14 protein-coding genes and 2 pseudogenes are annotated in these 19,947 nt (G+C 59.8%); 8 read left to right on the forward strand and 8 right to left on the reverse strand.

The genetic code is table 11. From position 1 onward, the window contains the following. The first annotated feature begins 564 nt into the window (after window positions 1-564). Window positions 565-1,107 carry a DUF6630 family protein gene (locus CJ178_RS30140; RefSeq protein WP_095888754.1) on the forward strand — a complete coding sequence of 181 codons (543 nt, stop codon included), beginning with the start codon at window positions 565-567 and terminating at the stop codon, window positions 1,105-1,107. 124 nt (window positions 1,108-1,231) lie between these two features. Here CJ178_RS30140 and CJ178_RS33425 read toward each other — a convergent pair. Beyond that, window positions 1,232-1,462: pseudogene (locus CJ178_RS33425) on the reverse strand (transposase); the annotation flags it as partial. A 349-nt stretch (window positions 1,463-1,811) separates the two neighbouring features. Between CJ178_RS33425 and CJ178_RS30150 the strand changes: the two are divergent. Then, window positions 1,812-2,504: a hypothetical protein gene (locus tag CJ178_RS30150; protein ID WP_095888756.1), complete on the forward strand. Its 693-nt coding sequence runs from the start codon at window positions 1,812-1,814 to the stop codon at window positions 2,502-2,504. Between the two features lie 146 nt (window positions 2,505-2,650). Here CJ178_RS30150 and CJ178_RS33830 read toward each other — a convergent pair whose 3' ends face one another. After that, window positions 2,651-2,788, reverse strand: coding sequence for a hypothetical protein (locus CJ178_RS33830; RefSeq protein ID WP_179300875.1), 138 nt, complete (start codon window positions 2,786-2,788; stop codon window positions 2,651-2,653). Between CJ178_RS33830 and CJ178_RS30155 the strand changes: the two genes are divergently transcribed. The 5 genes from CJ178_RS30155 to CJ178_RS33095 all read left to right on the forward strand — a co-directional run bounded on the left by CJ178_RS30155 (window position 2,777) and on the right by CJ178_RS33095 (window position 8,153). After that, entirely contained in the window at window positions 2,777-3,058 is a 282-nt protein-coding gene (locus CJ178_RS30155; protein ID WP_095888757.1) for an IS30 family transposase, read from the forward strand. The two genes, CJ178_RS33830 and CJ178_RS30155, sit on opposite strands and share 12 nt — an antisense overlap. Window positions 3,059-3,669: 611 nt before the next feature. Then, window positions 3,670-4,542: a hypothetical protein gene (locus CJ178_RS30165; protein ID WP_095888759.1), complete on the forward strand. Its 873-nt coding sequence runs from the start codon at window positions 3,670-3,672 to the stop codon at window positions 4,540-4,542. 547 nt (window positions 4,543-5,089) lie between these two features. Beyond that, a complete protein-coding gene (locus CJ178_RS30175; protein WP_095888761.1) occupies window positions 5,090-6,355 on the forward strand; it encodes a hypothetical protein in 1,266 nt (421 codons plus the stop codon). A 271-nt stretch (window positions 6,356-6,626) separates the two neighbouring features. After that, window positions 6,627-7,241, forward strand: coding sequence for an ISL3 family transposase (locus tag CJ178_RS33090; RefSeq protein ID WP_257013666.1), 615 nt, complete (start codon window positions 6,627-6,629; stop codon window positions 7,239-7,241). 27 nt (window positions 7,242-7,268) lie between these two features. Next, window positions 7,269-8,153, forward strand: a complete 885-nt coding sequence (locus CJ178_RS33095; protein WP_218833765.1) for a transposase — start codon at window positions 7,269-7,271, stop codon at window positions 8,151-8,153. Window positions 8,154-8,474: 321 nt separating this feature from the next. On the opposite strand, the gene CJ178_RS30185 is transcribed toward CJ178_RS33095, so the two are convergent. Then, complete coding sequence (locus CJ178_RS30185; protein ID WP_095888762.1) at window positions 8,475-12,044, reverse strand: Lsr2 family DNA-binding protein; 3,570 nt, start codon at window positions 12,042-12,044, stop codon at window positions 8,475-8,477. A 299-nt stretch (window positions 12,045-12,343) separates the two neighbouring features. Here CJ178_RS30185 and CJ178_RS30190 point away from each other — a divergent pair, with 299 nt between their 5' ends. Beyond that, window positions 12,344-13,252, forward strand: coding sequence for an HNH endonuclease (locus CJ178_RS30190; RefSeq protein ID WP_095888763.1), 909 nt, complete (start codon window positions 12,344-12,346; stop codon window positions 13,250-13,252). Window positions 13,253-13,287: 35 nt separating this feature from the next. On the opposite strand, the gene CJ178_RS33430 is transcribed toward CJ178_RS30190, so the two are convergent. The 5 genes and pseudogenes from CJ178_RS33430 to CJ178_RS30210 form a co-directional block, all read right to left on the reverse strand. Further along, window positions 13,288-13,581, reverse strand: a complete 294-nt coding sequence (locus CJ178_RS33430) for a hypothetical protein (protein ID WP_257013680.1) — start codon at window positions 13,579-13,581, stop codon at window positions 13,288-13,290. Window positions 13,582-13,834: 253 nt separating this feature from the next. Continuing rightward, window positions 13,835-13,879: pseudogene (locus CJ178_RS33760) on the reverse strand (hypothetical protein); the annotation flags it as partial. Further along, window positions 13,870-14,064, reverse strand: a complete 195-nt coding sequence (locus CJ178_RS33435; protein ID WP_373557496.1) for a hypothetical protein — start codon at window positions 14,062-14,064, stop codon at window positions 13,870-13,872. The gene CJ178_RS33435 and the pseudogene CJ178_RS33760, both read right to left, overlap by 10 nt. An 849-nt stretch (window positions 14,065-14,913) precedes the next feature. Next, complete coding sequence (locus tag CJ178_RS30205; RefSeq protein ID WP_257013574.1) at window positions 14,914-15,228, reverse strand: PhoD-like phosphatase N-terminal domain-containing protein; 315 nt, start codon at window positions 15,226-15,228, stop codon at window positions 14,914-14,916. A gap of 76 nt (window positions 15,229-15,304) precedes the next feature. Continuing rightward, a complete protein-coding gene (locus CJ178_RS30210) occupies window positions 15,305-19,828 on the reverse strand; it encodes an NACHT domain-containing protein (RefSeq protein WP_095888767.1) in 4,524 nt (1,507 codons plus the stop codon). Window positions 19,829-19,947 lie beyond the last annotated feature (119 nt).

Below are 19,947 nucleotides of genomic sequence, written 5' to 3' on the forward strand. Positions count from 1 at the left end.
CCGCGGCGCTCTCCCGATGCTCCGCATCGGGACCGGAAGCGGCTCGCTCCGCTCCCCGCCAGGGAGCCGCTGCGCGGCTCGCCGTGGGTCCAGCCAGGCTGCCGTCGATCGAGTCGCTTCGCTCCTCTAGATTCCTGAATCATATTTGTCACCAAAGGATTTGATCGGAACGTAAAATCGGTACCCAAGTACCAAACGAGGCTGAGGAAGGGCGGAGTGGCACGAAACCACGCTCTCTCCCGCCTGCCAGCTCATCGTCGTCATGCTCTCAATCATACAGGGCGCACTCCAAAATTGCAAAACAATTCGAAAACACGAAACACTGAAAAATTAAGCACCACAACAATATTCGAAACTCAACAAAACTTCGATGTGCACAACAGCCGAAACCAGCACTGCACCAAATGAACACCCAAAGTTTATGCCACACAACAATATTCAAGAACACCCAAAAACCGGTCCCCAACCCACCCCGCAACAACCGAGCGAACCCCGCGGCACTCCCCCACCACCTGATGGAAACCAGGACGGACACCTGTCGGTGACAGCGAATACTCTCCCCGCATGCCCGACACACAGCAGATAACGCAGGCTTTGTCCGAGATCGTCGAACTCATCGCACCCGGCTCGAAGCCGAGCCAGGCACGATTGGCTGAAGAAATCGCCGGTCGTGGAATCGCGGGCACATGGGCTCCGTCCAGTGCGTTGCTCCGTGCCCTGTATCCCGACGGCCCCGACATCCGCGCGGCCGGCGGACTTTACGAGGCCGGCATGGCCTATTGCGATTGCAACGACACCCCTGGCATGATTCGCGAATCCCTGATCGAGCTGCCCGCCTGCCCAGCAGCACTCGACTGGGACTGGGTCAACGAGTTCGACGAGTCCGACGACCGCTGGGACCCCGAAGAACTCGAAAACTTCCTGTGGCCACTCGCCGCACGGTGCCGCGAACTCGGCTCCGCGCTGATCATCCTCGACACCGGCTCGGACGGCTACGGCATCGGATTCGTCTCAGCCGACCACATCGACCGAATCGTGAAGTTGGCGCAGATCGCGAACTGCGACCTCAGCGTCGTACACCCGGGCGTAGAAACCTTCCTGGTCTGACCGAACACAACCACACCGGTCATCGAAGCCGTCCAGCAATTCATCACGACTGGTCCACAGACGACAAAAGACCCCGCACCAGGATTGAACTGCTCCCCGCAAGTCGGAGAGGCGAAATAGGAGTCTAGGCGGCGAGGGCCTGGGTTCGGTACTGCACCGGGCTCAGGCCCTCGAGCTTTGTGGAGATACGTACGTGGTTGTACCAGTGGATGTACTCGTCCAGCGCCGTAGCCAGCGCATCGATATTGAGATATCGGACGTGGTGAAAGACCTCCTCTTTGAGGTGGCCGAAGAAATTCTCGATCACAGCGTTGTCGAAGCAGTTGCCCTTCCTCGACATCGACTGGGTCGCACCGGAATTCAAAAACACCCGAAACCGCCACACACGAGTGATCAACACCCCCACCACCGAGCCCGAACACAACGCCCAGCACCACCCCGCCGGCCCCACCCCACCGGCCCCCAACTCGCCGGCGCCCCACTCGACGAACACACCACCCCCGGGACGTGTCATCACCGCAGGTCACAAGCCCACAACACCACAACTCCCCTACACAAACCTGTCTTCCTCCGCCGCACGCATGAGCTTCAATACGGGCTTCTTCGCCACCTGCCACCCGGCGTGAACCAGCACTGGTGGATGCGCCGATAATTCCGTTGATCACGGCATCATTCGGATGACCGTACAGAAGTAGGGGCACAGCATGCGGCGCGTAGCTATCGCGGGGTGCATCGCAGCGTTGGCGATCGGATTGAGCGCATGCAGTGGTGGTGGCGCAGCCGCCGGAGCCGCGTCGAATTTCGTTCCGAACCTCCTGAACGCGGGGTTCGGTGACGGGTGGACAGATGAGCAGACCAAGGAGGCGATCACCCCGCCGCAGCGCATCCAGATCACCGGGAACCTCGACCTGACCGAGACGGCCGAGTCGATCGGATACGGCCCAGCGGAGCAGCGACTACCTATGTCGTCAGGTGCGGTCACCTCCAGTTTCCCGACCACGGGGAATAGGGTTCGCATGTTCACCGCCAGGGATAACGTTCTGCATTTGAGCTGGATTTGCGAGTGGGTCCCGGATGATCCGGATGCTGAGAATTGCCAGGATTACCACGTCGCCTTCGATATCTCAGGGTCGGAACCGGAGGTTCTGGCAGCATCAAACTCGGTCGAGGATCTGCTGTATGAGCTGCCGCGGTCGACGACTCTGAGGCATCCGCGGGTTGTGGTCACCGATCCGTCCGAACTGCCGCGGTCGGTGATCCATACGGACAAGGCCACCGGGGCAACCACAGCGTTGCTGCTCGCCGTCGCACAGCCGCGGGAGACCTCCGCCAACGTCTACTTCGTGGTGAACAACTCACTGAAGCTGTACTTCGGCGAGCTGGAGCCCAGCCGATAGACCGCGACGCGAAAACAGAAGACCCGCAACAAATCTGAACTGGTCCCCGAAAGTTGGACTGGCGAAATAGGACCAATCGAACTACCCAACGGCCTGGACCGGCCCGGTTGCCGCGGGCCGGTCCACTACCAACTACCGATCCACGTTCACACGAACCACAACAACGCGATACGCGTGGTGATGGCCAGACCCTTCGGCAGGCACTGATCGAGCGAATGGGCGATCTTCCACCGGATCTGCTGCGATCGATCACCTGAAACCAGGGCACCGAGATGGCTCAGCACCGGGCGATCACCACCGCACTGGGCGAGCCGGTGTACTTCTGCGATTCGCGATCACCGTGGCAACGCGGCTCGAACGAGAACCCCAACGGTCTGCTGCGGGACTACTTCCCCAAGGGCACTAACCTGAGCATGCATTCGCCGCAGCATCTCCCGGCGGTCGAGAACGAACTCAATCGCCGACCCCGCCAAGTAATCCAAGACTGCACTCCCACAGAACTATTCGAGTCACGGCTAACCTCAATCCACGTCACCTGCTGCAACGATGACTAGAACCCGCCCCGTCGTCAACAACGTTCTCACTCGCGAGCTGGGCCGCTCGCTCGACGCGCGACAGTCCGTCTCGTTCGTTGAGTTCCGAGTCTTGCGGCCTGTCCGTGCAGAGGGTGGCGTGGGCAGGCCACGACGGAGCTACTGGCTACCCGGTGCTTGTGAATTCAAGTTGTCGCGTAGTGCAAGGGCTGCGTAGGTGGCGCACTGGCCAGCGTGTCATTCATGTTGACCGTGTCCTTTTCGAGCTCGGGGAGTTGACCAAGGCTCCAGAGCTCGCGCGGAATTAGTTTCGCAAATTCAGTCTGCATGAACTGGTGGTGCCAGACTTCAGTCGTGCCGCTCTCATCCGTTACGTGCTCCACCATGCGTACGAACCGCGCCGAAGCTGTGAAATGTCCGCTTACGGCCATTTCTTGAATATGACAAGATGCCCTATAGTGTCCACCTTGCACTCGCACATTCTGGCGAAATGTCCGATATCTTCCTTTGTAGCGGCCGATTCTCGTGCTACGGATGGTCGAACTTCAATCAGAGGGAAACATGACCTTCCAGATCGACAGCGCCAGTGCGGTTCCCGTTCCATCGCCTGATAGCCGTTTGGGAGGGGACATATGAGCGTCGGAGGTGACATCGATCCCGGAATGGGCGAAGCGCCCGATGGCGATGACGCGGAGGCGCAGTTCCAGGCGGATCTTGCCGCCGCCGAAGCTGACGAGAACCAGAACGCGATCGAGATAGAAATGGCTGTTCTCGGCGCAAGTCGTGCTGCTCTGGCTGCCGACCCGGCGCTTGCCCAACAGCAAGCGAGACCGCTCGTCGCCGTGGCAGGTGCTGTCGCGCCAGTGGCTGCCGACGTCGCCGTGGATCCAGTACCCGACCCCGACGACGATGCGCAGAACAATGCGCTCGCCGCTGTGGAGGCGGTGGCAGCCGAGGCTCCGCAGGCTGACCGCGACTACAACCTCAATCGATGGGCGCTGATGTTCGGCGCCGGAGGCACGCTGGTTGGCCTCGCATCGATGATCTACACGGCAGTGAAGGATCACGAGAGCGGCTCAACCGACCCGTCACCCAACGTGCCACCGGCGGTCGATGCGCAGATTTCGCGACTGTGCGCGCTCTGGGGCACCGGAAGCGACACGGCCTTCTGGACGCACCTCGCCGATTACGTCGACCACGACGCGACGACCAACGACCCGCTGACCTTTGGCGACCAGGTGCAGTTCATGAACTACACGATCGACCTGTGGCCCGACACGAAGGGTTGGATGTGGGACACCGCGACGGACCGAGCGCGGGTGGTCTCGGACCTCATTGCCGAGTACGGCAAGCAGAAGAAGACCTCTGACATGTACCGGCTCGTCACGACCTACCAGCATGTCGACGCGTCAAGCGGTGTTGCGACGGTGATGCCTCGCGCTGTGGCGGCAGCGCGTCTGCGCCTGGCCCTCGCGGTCGTCCTCTATCCGGTCGTACCCTCATGACCGAGCCGCTCCATATGCAGACGGTCGCCGACCAGCTCGCCCACTACCCGACAACTGCCGGATATTGGGCCGGCTTCGCCGACACCATCACCGAGTCAGAGAACGTGGCCCCCATCGTCACGCTCCAACAGCAGATCGATTTCTGCAGCATCACGATGGCGGCCAACAAACCGACGACGACGTGGACAACTGAGCAGGTGATCCTCGGCGCGATCTACACGGGCTACGACGGCACCAACACGACCGTTCTGCAAGACCTGTGGCGTGCTCAGCAGCAGAACAGTAGCCAGTTCTTGCCGGACACGGTCGACCCCGGTATCGCCTACATCGGGCACCCGTCCGTCTACCAGGACAGATACACCTCAGCGCGTGTGCTCCGGCTCTCTCTGGCGATCCGGAACGGCATTCGGCTGTCCGCAGTTGTAGGGGGGCAGGGTCGGTTCCGTACAATCCGAAGGGGGGAACGTCGCCTGCCTCGCCTGGTGGCGACTCCGCCTCCGGCGCCATCAAGTCGGCACTGTCGCTTGCGGCAACGCTGTCCTTCGCAATGCCCGCACCGTATGGGGCGATTGCGGCAGCAGGCTTCGATCTCGTGTCTTTGTTCGTCTCGCCGGGAACGACCTCGACGGAGGTCATCCTCAAGGAATTAGAATCGGTCAAGACACAGCTCGAGGAATACATCGCGCAGGTCGCATTCGATAAGGACTTCGCCGACATTTCTATCTGCGCCGGCGCAGTCAAAGACCAGTTGAACATTATGCAGGCGATGAACTGGCAGGCATTTCCTAACCCAGGCTGGGTTGCGCTGCTGCAGGACAACACCCAGCCCGGCGCCTCCTGTGCCTACACCGCAACCGGTCAAATCTGGGAGTTGTGGCTCACCACCACCGAACAGTTGGGCGCGTTGGACGCATGGGTGGCAGGTGAGTCGGTCGTCCTGATGTGCATGAAGCTGCAGATTCAAACCGCCGCGACGTTGGAGGCTCAGGCTCGAGCGAAACTCGACTGGCAAGGTGTCTACGACCAGCAGGTCGCCTGGTGGACCTTCTACAACATCTTCAAGCAGGAGGTCGAGGAGAAGTCGGCTGCGGTGCTCGCCTGGATCATCGACCAGATCGACGATCGGTTCGTGCGGGTGAGCGGGGTGCACGATGACTTTGACCATATGCTGGACCGTGGCGAAACATTCACCGATACCGGCGCCGGGGACGACCCCCAGGAAACCCACTTTCTCGCGAGTGGCGGTTCGGACTTCCCTGGTCCCGATTACGCGCCGGTCGCCGACACCCACTCCCTGGCCGGAGCGACGATTAGCCCGGTGACCGCCAATTATCACGCCTACATGGGCGCACTCGGGACGGATCTCGACCGTTGCTATGCCGGCGCAACCTCAGCAGTGAACGCTTGGACGGCCGCAGCGCAGACATGGCAGATAGCGCTGCCCCCGATAGCACCTGACAAAGCTCCGGCGGTAAAGATGGAACCAGGCGACGGTACCCCCTGGCCAGCTGGATCCGAGGTGAAGTATTCGTACGCTCTCGGGAACTCGCGCGGCGTCGCGACGCCATCGTTGACCGATGATCCCCATGGGATGCCAACGAACTGGACCATGCCCCAACCGCCGCCGGCCGGCTGCTATCCGACGCTGACCTTCGATACCGCGACGGACGCCGAGCTCGGTGGGGTGACCCGGTACCTCTATCGCACGCTCTACCAGGGCACCCCGTTGGCTACGACACTTCAATGCATCGCTGCGATGCCGGTGGCCCAGGCCACGTTCACAGACGACTTCGTCCACCCACCGAGCGGCTGACGCCGACTGCCGGCAAGCACTTCAACGACCGATTTTCGGCGCCGCGCAAGCCTCATGTCACGTACCGAGTATCTGTTCGCTGTGAACGACGGTCGAAAACCGGTTCTGGCCCAATTTCCGTGACGGCTCCACCTTCGCGCCGCGTGTCGTTCCGGTAGGACGTGGACCGTGCGGGAGATGATCGTTCTAGTGTTCTGACCTGCGTGTCCTTCTTCCGCATCTGGCGGGTGTCGACATCGATTCGGTCGATGCGGCCGCAGGTGGGGTCCGTATTCGTGCGTCGCCGCTGTCGACTTCGGCTAGCTGTCCGACGTGTGGTGTTTCGTCGAAACAGGTCCACAGTCGGTACGAACGAACGCTCGCTGATACGGCTATAGCTGGCCGATCGAGTTACGTCGTATTGCGGGTGCGTCGGTTTCTGTGCTCGAACAGCGGCTGTGACCGACGCACATTTGTCGAGCAGATAGACGGACTGACCACGGCTTACGCACGGACCACTCCGCTGCTGCGTGAAATCCTCGAGAAGGTCGCGCTGGCGTTGGCCGGTCGAGCCGGATCGAGGTTGGCGTCTGCGCTGGGAGTTTCCGTCGGACGCTCTACCTTGTCACGGCTGGTCCGAGCGTTGCCCGACCCTCCAACCGGTGTGGTAACGGTGCTCGGTATCGATGACTTCGCGCTGCGGAGACGATATCGGCATGGGACCGTTCTGGTCGATATGGACACTCACCGGCCGGTCGATGTTCTCGCCGACCGGAAAGCCGGCACCGTCGCCGAGTGGCTCATCGCGCATCCCGGAACCGAGGTGATCTGCCGCGACCGTGCCGGCACATATGCCGAAGCAGCACGCACCGGAGCGCCCGAGGCGATCGAAGTCGCCGACCGCTGACATCTATGGCACAACCTCGCCCAGGCAGTGGAGAAAACCGTTGCAGCCCATCACCATTGCCTGAAAAAGGAGCCCGAGTTAGAGCCTGAACCTTCGATCGAACGCACCTCGTCGGAGCAACTGAGGATAGTCGCCGACCAGGTACACGCCACCCGTCAGGAGAGTTCGATACTCGCCGTCCGCACGAAGAATCGTTTCCAGGCGGTCACAACTCTCAAGAACGAAGGCATAGGAATCGATGCGATCGCACGGCAACTTGGATTGGCACGGGAAACAGTGCGCCGCTTCTACTACGCGAGCAGTGTTGACGAGTTACTGGGAGCACCGCGGGCGGGCCGGCCCACCTTACTGGACGAGTTTGCCGAGTACCTGCACGAACGGTTCAACGACGGGCACACCTCCACGGCTGCGCTCTACGAAGAACTTCGAACACGTGGATATCGAGGCAGCCACAGAACGGTCCGCGACTACTTGAGACCTCTGCGCACCCTCGGCGCCGTGCCGGCCAGGAGACAAATTCCGAAGGTCCGGCGAATCACCTCGTGGATGTTGCGTCATCCCGATAACCTCACTGCCGACGAGCAGATCGGACTCAAACAGGTCCTCACCAGCTGTCGACATCTCGAGGCCACCGCAGGGCATGTCAAATCGTTCGCGGAGATTCTCACAGAACGCCTTGGTGCACAACTGAACTCGTGGATGTCAGCCGTCTCGGCAGATGACCTTCCACACTTGCGCCGCTTCGTTCGAGGGCTCGAAACAGACCACGCTGCGGTACTGAATGGACTGACTCTGCCTTACAGTTCCGGCGCGGTCGAAGGGCATGTCAATCGGATCAAGATGCTCAAACGGCAAATGTACGGACGAGCCGGATTCGACTTGCTCCGCAAACGAATACTCCTCAGCGACTGATGCTTTCAAACTAAATCACGGAAAGTGGGCCAGAACCAGTTTTCGACCGTCGTTCACAGCACTCATCGAAAGTTTCCCAAGAACGCCCTGCAATACTGCACCGATCCTCGCTGGAGTCTTCTACCCAGTCCCTGTTCGACTTCTCGTTGAGTACTGCGAGCGGGGCTCTAATGGCCACGCGATGCTGATCAAAAGGCGAGGATCGTCGAACGCATGAAAACTTTCCAAAGCTTCTGGTGCACAACATGTTTAGGTAAAAACTTGGGCGCAAGCTTGCATCAGTGCGAACGATCGGTGAACGATCGGTGCAATTCTAATGTTTCAGTTTGTTGCTCGCGCCATTCGTCGCTTGGTTCCGCTCGTCTCTCCCCACCCCTGGAGTCGAGCGCGAACGCTGTGGCTGGGATCTAATTCGAGAATCTCCTTGATTCGATCAGTCGATTCCGACCTCTGAGCCTGGAAAAGCGCGCCCGCCAGTGTTCGGCGTACCCTGACCTCAGGGTCATGGGCAAGTTTGACTGCTAAGCGCTCGTTACGAGTGCTATCACGACTACAGAGAACTGCTGCAACCTGCCGAAGAAAAATACTAGCGCTGGCCGCGAGCTGACCAACTGGGATGTCCGCAGTTAGTGATGCGGGTAGACCGTTCAGTACGTGGGCTGCCGAATACAGGTCGTCCTCTTTGCCACTGTGAAGGAAGTCAAGTGCTTGATCCCGGATCCACACGTACTGGTCATCGTTGTCCGCCGAACTGAGCGCGAGAAACAATCCTGGGCCACGCATGGACTTTGGTCCAAAATCTACATAGTCCATTCCGGAAGCATCATTCGGGAACGCATCGTCGTGGGCACTCCCGTCCTTTTCGCCATCGACGAACGCAGCACACCACGAATAGACCTCTGCTCGAGTGGAACTCGGCAGGGTCGCGACCAAGACACTCGCGCCGACCAGAGCACTTCGCCGGTTCCGAGCTACCTCGCGGTTGTCATCCGCCACTGCCAAGAGCTTCCGCAGGCAAACATCGCGATCGGAAGTATCAAGCCCCCTGACCAACGCTGCGTCAGCACTTACTTCGATTCCAGAGTTAGCGTGACTTGAATCCGGCTCAGGACGTTCAAGAATCCGATCCCGGGCAGCATTGGCCGCAGCACGCACCTCAGGACTCTCCGGCGCGATTTTTTGCAGGATCTCCGCCGCTGGATAGCGGCCGTCAGCCGCAAGCTTTCGCACACGATCTTTGAGCCCCGCACGCTCAACGTCAGTTAGAAATGAACTGACGTCAGGCATCCCGATAACTCTGTTGTATTGCTCTGCGCCCAACAGAGCGAGGGTATCGGCCATATTCAATGCCATTAGAGCGTCGTAGGTGTCATTTTCCGCTAGATTAAGCAGCCGTTCCAGCGCCGCCAATGTCAATTCGGGGTGAGCGGTCGCGATCGCTACGCATGCGCTGGCGTGCGCGGCGTCGCTGTACTGGTAATGATGAGGCTTGCGAGGTACGTCGCCCTGGAGAAGATCTAGCACCTCCTTTGCTTGTTCGACAGTCCCCCTCCCGGCCAATGCACAAACACTCTTGGTGGCTTCGAGCGACAGGGACTGCTGCAGGTCTTGGAGCAATTTCCCAGCTCGACCACGCCGAACCAGCTCCATAAGTTCACTCAGCCGCGCCGACGCGACGTTGTCATCGAGTAGATCGACCTGTCCGCCGAGTATCTGACACAGAGCCCGCAGCTCCCACCACGGTCCTCCGTCCAGCGAGCCGACGGGCAGAAGATGGTCACCGGCCACCTCGATGAGGTTGGTGAGTTTCTTTGCGCTGCCTGCCCTCACATAGCAAGCGGCAGCGCGGTCTAGCTGCGAATTCTTCTCGTACAAGTCACCAAACAATTCCCACGCTTGACCTTCCTCTGCCCAGTGCGCGGAAACAACGCTGTCGACGAGCCACCGTCGTGTGGCGACCATCGCCGCAAACGCTGGCTTGCGCACAATCTCATTGAGGGCATTCTCGCGAACATTCCGGTACCGAGGAAGGAGACGCTGATCGGGAGTGATTCTCAAAGACTGCGCTGATCTATGCTCCTCGTCTGGACCAAACGCTAGAAGACCGTACGCAAGCTTCAACCTTCTCAATGAGTACAACCACCACGCCGCATCCTCCAGCAATCCGGCCTGTACTCCCACATAGACGGCATCGCGCCAGTTCTTCTCAACTTTGCGTACGAGGCTCTTGGCGGTGACTGCAGGAGGGTTGAGCGAACGACGCCGCGCTTCCCGGGCATGTACGAGTGCAGAGAATCTCTTATCCGCTATTTTGTAGTTGCCTGCCTGCCAAAACAGCTGATCACGTTCCTCCGAATTGTATTCGGCCACGAGAAGCCGCAGCCGGATCGCCAAGTCCTCAACGCCGCGAATCGACAATTTGTCCGACTGCGCAATAGCGCCCTTGAGCAGGGCATCAATCTTGGGAAGATCATCGGTTCTATCCACCAGCATCGATTCTCCCAGGAGCAATACAAGAAGAGGTTGGTACTCCGGAAGGAACTTCGCTGATGTGTCTTCAAGGGCATCGCGGAGTACATCTGCTCCGCCGATGGGACTGCCGGCGGTCTCTGTTGCCGCACGTATCAATGCGACATGTCGCTTGACCTCGTCCGACCCCTTTCGTGGTTTACCGGTCACTCGGGAGACAAGATCCTCTCCGGCAAGTTCTTCAAGTTTCCTACTCAGCAGGTCAGCTGTGTCGTAGTCGGCGTGATGGAGGCTAACCGCGGCAATACCACCAGCAAGTGCTGCGGCCTCCTCAAGCAGCTCGGCTGAGAGCAGTGAATTAAATTGTCTTTCACGTAGCGAAATAGCATGTGACCGGAAGCCTTTGTCATGAAGAACCTCTGCAGCACGCGCAAAGAAACCGGCAGCTTTGTGCGGATCGGAATCGTCGATTGCCGTCTCAGCCTCGTGAATCAACTGGGCGACATCGCCAGTCTCCAGCGGACCGCCAAGTAGGTGCTCAGCCTGCAGCACTCGGTCGGGAGGAGAGGCAGGAACTCCGCGTTGAGTGACGTCTGTGCAGAACCCCTCGGCCGTCTCGCGGGTCCAGAACTCCGCTACGATATCTTCACGCCGCCGGAGAACCGCGTTGAACGCCTCTGAACCCCAAAGTCGTAGTTTGAGCTTCGGATATTTCTTCTGGAGGGCTTGACGCTCGTCCTCGAATTCCGTCCGCTGGACTGAGGAGCTAACTGCCACGACGAAGCGGTAGACCGACGCTTTGAACGGCAGTTCGCCCGCGACGAACGTCTCGACCGCCTTTCGGAACTTGGCCCTAGTAAAGGATTTACCGAAGTAGTCTTTGCATTGCACAACGCTGTATCGGCCGTCTGGCTCCTCAATGGCAAGATCGATTCCGTGTTGCGTTTGCCCCTGTGTGCCGTACCTATGAACCTGAACGTCCTCAATTCGGATCAGTTCCTGACTCACTCTCAACGTGAGTTTTTCGAACTTCTCCCACCCAATGTTAAGATCCAAGTCACCGCCATGTAATCGATGACCATGCATAGAGTTCGCAGGCAGCAAGAAGACCTTACCTGGATCATCCATAAGCGCGACCCAGTTTTCCGGCTTGCTTGCCGGGGCCTTTCTCGCCGTCACCTTTTTCACAGGAGATTTTTTAGCCGAAGCCTTACCGGAGGTTGCCTTCTTCGCCGCAGCCTTGCCCCCAGGCACCTTCTTCACCGGAATCTTCGTTGCCTGAGCGTCGTGGAAAGCTTGCTCGATCTCGGCCGAGATCCGGCCGCGTGCGGACACTTCGTAGCCCTCTCCGATCGCCCATTCACGAATCTGCCTGGCAGCCGTCTTCCCTGAACCTGCAGAACCCCTCGATGCTACCGCCACCGTGATCTCCTTCTTTTCCAGGCAATCGTTGAACGCACAGTAACCGCTGACTTCTGTCGGCTACTAAGAAGCCCATCCGAGTGATACCGAATCGCACCGGCGAGTCCATTGAATCCCGCTGTGCAAAGAACACCAGGCACGAGAATGCCAACTTCCATTGCTGATTCCGGGAACACAACAGACACGGAAGGCGGCAGAACGGCTCGAGGGACCATCGCGAAGCGCATGAGCTCCGTGCCCAAGCACAGCCCGCAGATGGGATTGCGCCGAGTGTCACCGCCTCTGAATAGAGTTGCTGCATGAACGGATGGTTGTTTACGTCGGTCACTGGAACGACTAGTTGGCAGAGCAACACGGGCTACGACGACGTACTCGGTACTCAATACCCGTACGACAGCGGCGTCGCCTATCACCTTCAGGTGCAGCCGGGCGACGCGATTCTGATCCGTGAAGACGACGTAGTTATGGGCGTTTCCCGTATCGATCAGATCGACACGATGCCGGGAGTAAAGCGACGGAGGCGGTGTCCGGCCTGTAGGCGCACTGGTATCGAATCTCGAGTCCGGACCGCGGACTGGGTATGCACGCATAAAGACTGTGGTAAGCGTTTTCCGGAGCCGGACGAGGTTGACGAGACTGTCATCAAATATATCGCGCGTTACCGCACCCACTGGCAGGCGTTGGATGGCGCGATCAGTTTCTCGGAGCTGAAGCCATGGTTGTCCGGTGTCGCACAGAATGCGATTCGCCCATGCAGCCTTGACGCGATCGCGAACCTTCTGGCAGGTGTTAATGTCTCACTGCCCGAAACTAATACGCCAGGTCCGGCGTTGCCGATCTCGGGTGGTCGACGGCTTACGGAGATCCACGCCCGCGTAGGCCAGGGCAAGTTCCGAACTGCACTGCTACGCAAATACGGACTGTCCTGCGCCGTAACCGGACCGTGCCCAGCGGAGGCGCTGGAGGCGGCGCACCTTGTTCCGTTCGCTAAACACGAGACGCACGATGTCGACAGCGGTTTGCTTCTGCGTTCCGACATCCACCGCCTGCTCGATGCAGGCTCCCTGGCTATCAGCCCAGACACCGGAGCCGTCGAGCTCTCCGCGGAGCTGTTGAACTACCCCGCCTACCGTGACCTCCACGGCAAGCAAATAACCCAGAAACCTACTCCTGCTGCCTTACGCGCAGCTTATGGTGCCCCCGCCTAGCTGGTGGCGAGACTCCGGTCTCGCACTCGTTAGTCTCAGGGTCCGAGGCTCGGTTCCTGGCGGCGTAGCAGTCGCAAGGCAGCCCGTTCCAGGAGATCGTCGTCATTGCCACCGCTCCACTGCACCACTTCGATCGGGGGGCCTGATCCACTCCGTTGAGCTGCCTTACAGTTCGACAGCGGGGCATTCGTGACCAAAAGTGTCGGGGTGCCGGTGCCCGCCGCCATGGTCATAAGTTCTCGGACGTACGGCACAGTCAATGTGCCCTGCAGGTGCTTCACTTCGACATTGATCTGGTTCCCGTCCGCGGACAGGACGAAATCGGGCATAAAGCCACCGCGGGGTGGGAAATCGGGTCGTCAGATGGCGGCTGATCTGCTGCGGACTCCACCGTTGTCCCAGTAACTGTGACACGGTGTCGAACAATTCGGCAGAGGATTCGATTAGTCGCTGACGATGGCGTGCCCGCGGAGAGACGGCCCGTCGGTGGGCTTCGTGGGGGCGATATGTCCCGGAGGGTAGAAGCGTGCGTCGAAGTTCGCGTGAGATCGTCGACGGCGATCGGTTCAACTGTGTAGCGATCTGCCGGATACTCAGCCGTTCGTGTCGTAGATCGGCTACTTGAATACGTTCGTCTTCCGATAGGAACGCGGGCTGATGGCGCGGACTGCGAGTCGGTCCAACGGAGCGACGGTCCGTACCAGTTGTCCGGCGCGGTAGACCGAATAGCCGCGGGCCCGGTTGGTTCCGGACGAGCGGGATACTCCAACTTTGCGGGCGGCGGCGCGGATGCTCCATCCACGGCTCCGCAATTCGATGAAGCGGCGGCGCTTGTCGGAGAGTGGGCGCCGGCCTGGCCCCTTCGTGACACACGACGAGACAACATAACCCCCAGAATCTCAGGCCTGTTGCAACGATCGATTGAGACCACCACCCCTCGACTCAGACGATCGAGAGCGTGCACAACGACTGCACGACATCAACATCCATGTGACTGTTCGGCTGAATGGTCAAGCCGCGTCCGACCGAGGCAAGCTGCTTGGTGCCCTCCCGGATCTCGCCTGGCTCTTGATCGATCATCCTCAAGGTCGCGCGTTAGGCGATATGAGTGCCGTGTTTACCGATCCCGATGCGATGCGCTCCGAGATGTCCCGCCAAAAGAAGATGTTCGAGGCTCAACTCCAACGGTTGATACGGCTACGCAATGCCGCGATGCACGGAGGACCGACATCATTGGCAGCGTGCGCGTCGGTGCGTCCATTCCGCGTATGCTCGCCTTCCACTCCCTCACACTCGTCTCCCGAGCCCTTCTTGAGGCCGTCCCAGTCGCAGAGTTCTTCGACCGCTACCGCACCAGAAACACCGAGCTCCTCGACCACATAGCGCGGGCGGTGAACCCTCTGGACTCATCGTCAGCGATCCAGTGCTTGCGATCGCCCGCTATCAGGTGGACACGGAAGCGGGGGCTTCCTAAACTGGAACATTTATCAAACTACGTCGCGGTAAACACTCGCCTCCGTGTCTGCAAGTGATCGCGTCAGTAAACGATGGGACACAACAGTATCCGTGTGTTTCGGTGCTGCGCGCGCCGGTTCCTGTGCTCGACCACGTCGCCGCCCCGGCTTTCATACCCGACGCGGGCGACTGGTGCGGTGAACGTCTCACACTCGAGGAGCCCGCGCAGCAACGGGGTGCATCGGGCATACATGTCGATCAACCCCTCGATTGGCTCGCGAACGTTCGCGGCGGGGGCAGTCGGTGGTGGACGAATCGAGTCCCGTCACATTAATTTTAGCAATGTGGTCCGAACTTGCCGAAGCCACAACACTTCCCGACGCCACCGCAGTCGCAAAACCCTCATCGGTCGCGACATGCCAGTTCGGCGTCACGACCCGCCCGATTCCCGAATCCGGGGTCACGTCGGTCGTCGGGGTGATGCGGGTCGAGATGACGACGGCGTCCGGCAGCGCTTCCACTCGAAGCTGTTCGCGCGGAAGCGATTCCCATTGCAGGCCCTGCGTCTACGTTCATGAATGTGGCCCGGATAGAAACCTACTCCGTATGTGGTCGCGAAACGGTGAGAACTACTGGCCGGAGACTAACCGCGTTCACCTGGGAAAGACTCGCTGCCTGATCGCCCAGAGCTTTCAGCAACGTGCCGGGCATCAGTTTCTTCGCCTGTGTCTTGCGGCGATCCCCCGTGGCGTCCCAGAGTTCAATTGGGTACCACCCAACGAGGTAGATTCCGGCATCTGTTCCAGCTTCCGGTAGGTACCTGTCCGACAGCTGATCTTCGAGCGATGTCATGATTCCCGGATTCCAGGCGCCTTTCACCTCGATAACCAATTTCACAGGCGTATCCGAAGCCATTGCAGTGCCGTCACCCGGCGGCGGCAGCGTATCAATGAGGATGTCTGTGCGATCCCCTGCTCCGTATGCGTCTGTGGGTTGAACTAGAACCTCGCGGTTCACCGCGACACGGTGACCAGCGAGTCTCAGCGTCAGCTCGTGTGTGAGGTATGCACACAGTGCCGCTTCAGGTTTTGGCCGCCAGAGGTCGGGGATGGCTTCAACCTCTGGGGTCGTCGCGGAGCCTTTTGTCCGGCGCTTACCTGGTGTTCTGTCCCACAGAAGTTCGCCGTGGGAGGGAAGGTCGCCTTGGATTTCTCCTAGGATCTCCTGCACGACGTCCAACAGGTCCATGCTAGTGCGGATCACACGCCGTGCCGGGTCCTGCAGCACTCGGATCACATCGTCCACTTGCACTTGGCTCCAGTTCGCCGCAGCATATTGTTTTCTGGCCGCGACAAGTGCCGAAGCAACAGAGAGTCGATCCGGGTTGCGGCTCGCCAGTCGCCGCAGCTCATGTACGGCCTCCCGAGTTCCCCGCCGGCTCAGTTCGAAAAGCACACCGTCCCTCCAGCGCCGTGCCTCGTCGTCTGGGGTCACCCGCCTCACACCGAGATGGAACACGTCCTTTTCTGGGATATACAGAGTGCTGAGCCACAAATACAGGTCCGCCAATTCAGCCTCATTGAGAGTGCGTTGGACTATCTGAGTACTTTCGCTCCCCACACATTCCTCTGTCAGTTGGCGACTGAGATCTCTATCGGTGCTTACGAGGGCTTTTACTCTCTTCCAGTTTGTCTCGGCATCCACGGTTAGCAGCGCACATGCGGCCAGGACCGCCAACCGTCCGGACGTCGCTTCTCCTGTGTGATTCTCCAGCGTGATGTCTACAAGACCCGCCGCAGGCGCACTGCCAGCTTTCAGCAAGGAGACAAGGAGGCTGTACCAGGTGCGCACTGCAGCCTCGCGTATGTCATCGGTATCGGCCAGACTTAGCTGCTTTTCTGGACCTGACTCCGCGCTAAGACCGCCTCCGTTTTCATTGCCCTGAATGATGCCAAAGTATGCAGATAGTTCAGTAAGGATACCTTCTACGGCTGTTCGCAATTCCACAGTCCAGGTTAAGTCCACGGCGTTCAGTTCAAACGGCTGGCGCCCCTTCGTCAGCGCTGCCGAAACAAGTTGCGTGATGCGCCGAGCGAGGGCTTCGGGTGCGTGAACCGCTGCCTGGCGTAGCAGGTACTTCCTTTCGGTTTCATTGAAACTGGTTGACGTGCCTAAGTATTCGGTGAGGATGGCGGCGGGCCACGAATGCCATACCGCTGGGGGCAACTCGGTAAGGCGATTTTCGCTGTATAGCTCGGCCAGGAGCGCATAGCCAGCCCAGGACCTCTTGTCACCTGTGGAGTGGACGAGCCAAGAATCCGCGTGGTCGTGTTCATCAGTGAGGTAGCGAAGCGCGAGCTCGGGGAGGTCAGCCAACTCATCGTTCAGGGCGGCGGCGCACGTCCAAGTGCGGATGCGGCCGGTCAGATCTTCTCTCTGGCCCGTCTTGGGATTGAAGCGCAGGCCCCAAATGAACCGGTACACACTGTCGTTATCGCCGGTTCTCGCCTCTGAGAGGAGTCGGGCTAGCTCTGCAAGGTGCTCGTCGGCTTCGGGATTGAAGTTGTGCGTAGAACGTCCTTGGCGTAGAGCGTGGGCAAGCGAACTGTCGAGGGCTATCGGTTCGAAACTGGACTTCAGATACGGCCAGGCAGGGTGTTCTTCGTCGTAAGCCAGTTCAACTGCTTGTCGATCGTCGCGCGGAAACAGATAGGCTGCGAGCTCGCCGTAAGCGGCGACGAGTGACTTGTCTCCACACGTGGCTGACTCGACAGCCTGCGCCAATGCCCAGGTAAAGTCGGTGCCGTCCAGTAATTGATTCCGGATAGCCGACTCAGGTATGAAGGCCCCATCCCATCGCAGTGCCGAGCGAAATTTCCAGTCTTGCAAGATCATCCATGTCGCTTGGCGCGGATCGCGTCCTAGACGAGCAGTTTCCTCTACGAGGGCCTGCGCAAAGACCCTGCGGAGCCGCTGAGTTTCGACGGGCTCTTGTCCTTCCTCGTCGGGCTGCAGGCAATCTGGGATTCGGACTTCGCCATGGCCCTCGAATAGTCGCAAAACGATCTTCGCCAAGATCTCGATGTATTGCATCGTGTCCGGGCTGCGGAGAGTGCGATCGATCACGGATTCGATCAGGGAGTTTTCGATCCGGTCGGAGGAGAATACGAATCCAGTCGTCGGCGCCTTCGGATCGAGGACAGCTGTCTTCGCCCAGTCGAGAAGATCGGGCAGGCACTCATTCGCACAGCGGCTGGGTATGTTCCTCAAGAACTGGGTGTAAGCGTTGTGCACATGCGGGGCGGGTGGTCGGAGCGCTGCGAGCATCGTCGCAAGGTCGAGATGCTCGGGCCATAACAATGTCAATACCGTGCCCCGCAGCTCATGGTCGGGATCAGACAGCACCGCAAAAGAGGGGTCGTCGAGCGAATTGAGCATGCGCGCGAGCACCGGCACGGCATGCGCAGCATCGCAAGCGAACGCCGCGCTCGCTGCGAGACGTCGCTCGGTCTGGTGCCATGCGTTGTTCTCCGCCAACCGCAAGAGTGCGACGGCCAGTCGCGGGTGTTGTACGTCAGCCTCCTGCGCCAGTTCGATGGCCAACCGAATTCGCGCTGTGGTCTTCCAGTCGGGTGCACCGTCGTTCGGGGCGGTCTCAAGTACGTCAGCAAGTTGGTCCGCCAGGCCGGGGTGGTGCAGGTCCCAGCGGGATAACTGCCAGCGTGTGTCATTGAGTTCGATTTGCGCTGCGCGTTCAAGAAGCCTGCTAACAGTCAGTCGGCGGACCTCATCAGAACGCACCAGTGCGCTGTGCACCGCAAGGCTTTCGGGGTCGGCGGCGGCCAACCAATCGGTAGCAGTGGGGTTCATGGCCACCAACCATGCGGCGGTTTCTCTCAAAGGCGCAGGGATACTCGCCGAGTCGCTGTCTGGCGTACCGACGAGAAAAATACTCTCAAACTGTCGTTGTGTCGTTCCCCGGTCGGTGAGGTAGCGGGCAGCGAGATAGGCGGTGACGGACGAGTGACGAAACACCACCCTGTTGTCATCGGGCACAGTGAACAGTGCCGTTGCCAATGTTTCTTCCACCACTTGAGGAGTGGCCTCGTATGACCCCGCGGCCGTCCACTCCCTCCCACCCGCCAACGCATCACCGGGTAAGTCGAAGGCACCAGCCCCGAAGGCGGTGCCGCGCCATACCGTCCGGTGGCCGGACAGCAACATCCAGGCGGCAATTCGTCCCGCAACCGCAAGTCGCTGCTGAGCGGTCGCAACCACGGCTCGATTCAGTCGATGGAGATCGGGATCCTCGACTAGCCGATGAACACCGCTGGCAAATATCTCCTCGGGTGTGTCAGGCAATCGACCGGAGGACTTGTAAGTGAGGACGAGTAATTCCAGAGTCAGCGGAATGCTTGCCAGCACGGTCGCCCTTGCTGCCTCTGCCTCTTCCACCAGAATTTTTCCTGGTACACCGGCGCTATCAGCCAGAGCTTCCGCCTCTTCTCGAGTGAGCGGAGCTAGGTCGACGCATCTGCACGTCCCGAATGCTTCAACCAGCGCCAATGTCATTGGCACCGGGTAGTCGGCCGTCCTACAGGCCATAAGAAACCGGACACGAGTGTTGTCACGGCTTTGAAGGGCCTTCACTAATTGCTTAGGCAGGCGCCGAAGAAATGAGCTCTCATCAGCTTGGTCCAGAACCACCGTGAGCACTCCTGTGGGTCCGGTGGCGGAATCTCCTGCCAGGGGCAACGCGTCAAGGTAGCAGCGCAACTCCTCTACATACGACGATTCGGTCAGGTCCCCACCAGACACCCACAGACATGCGTCACTCTCCCCGTCCCAACAGTCCCCCACCCGAGGTAGCTCCGAGGTGAGATCGACCAGAACCGAGGTCTTCCCCGCCCCCGGCTCACCTAGCACAACCACTGCCCCGGACGCGGCAACAACAGATGGAAGCGCCAAAGCGCCGGCCTGCAGTCTTTCGGCATCTACGATGATCTCCTCATCGCGCGAGCGAAATGCGTCGACCGTGCGCAGAATTGGATCTTCGGTGGCCTCTACCGCGCGGACCCTGCACACACGCGGCACGTGAAAACCAAACACATCATCCGTCATGCCGGAATTCTGTCAGCAACGCCGATCTCGTATCGCGACGACCGGCAGGACGAGTGATCGTCCTGCCAGCGGGATGAATCAAGGGTGAAAGTAACGACTCCACCAGTTGGAAGCTCGGC

The sequence above is a fragment of the Rhodococcus sp. ACPA4 genome (assembly GCF_002300185.1).
Classification (GTDB): Bacteria; Actinomycetota; Actinomycetes; order Mycobacteriales; family Mycobacteriaceae; genus Rhodococcus_F; species Rhodococcus_F globerula.

Bases quoted from the DNA above. Each gene is read 5' to 3' on its own strand.
- CJ178_RS30165 (WP_095888759.1), top strand. From the start codon at position 3,670: ATGAGCGTCGGAGGTGACATCGATCCCGGAATGGGCGAAGCGCCCGAT.
- CJ178_RS30190 (WP_095888763.1), top strand. From the start codon at position 12,344: ATGAACGGATGGTTGTTTACGTCGGTCACTGGAACGACTAGTTGGCAG.
- CJ178_RS30210 (WP_095888767.1), bottom strand. From the start codon at position 19,828: ATGACGGATGATGTGTTTGGTTTTCACGTGCCGCGTGTGTGCAGGGTC.
- CJ178_RS30155 (WP_095888757.1), top strand. From the start codon at position 2,777: ATGGCTCAGCACCGGGCGATCACCACCGCACTGGGCGAGCCGGTGTAC.
- CJ178_RS33430 (WP_257013680.1), bottom strand. From the start codon at position 13,581: ATGCCCGATTTCGTCCTGTCCGCGGACGGGAACCAGATCAATGTCGAA.
- CJ178_RS30140 (WP_095888754.1), top strand. From the start codon at position 565: ATGCCCGACACACAGCAGATAACGCAGGCTTTGTCCGAGATCGTCGAA.
- CJ178_RS30150 (WP_095888756.1), top strand. From the start codon at position 1,812: ATGCGGCGCGTAGCTATCGCGGGGTGCATCGCAGCGTTGGCGATCGGA.
- CJ178_RS30175 (WP_095888761.1), top strand. From the start codon at position 5,090: ATGCCCGCACCGTATGGGGCGATTGCGGCAGCAGGCTTCGATCTCGTG.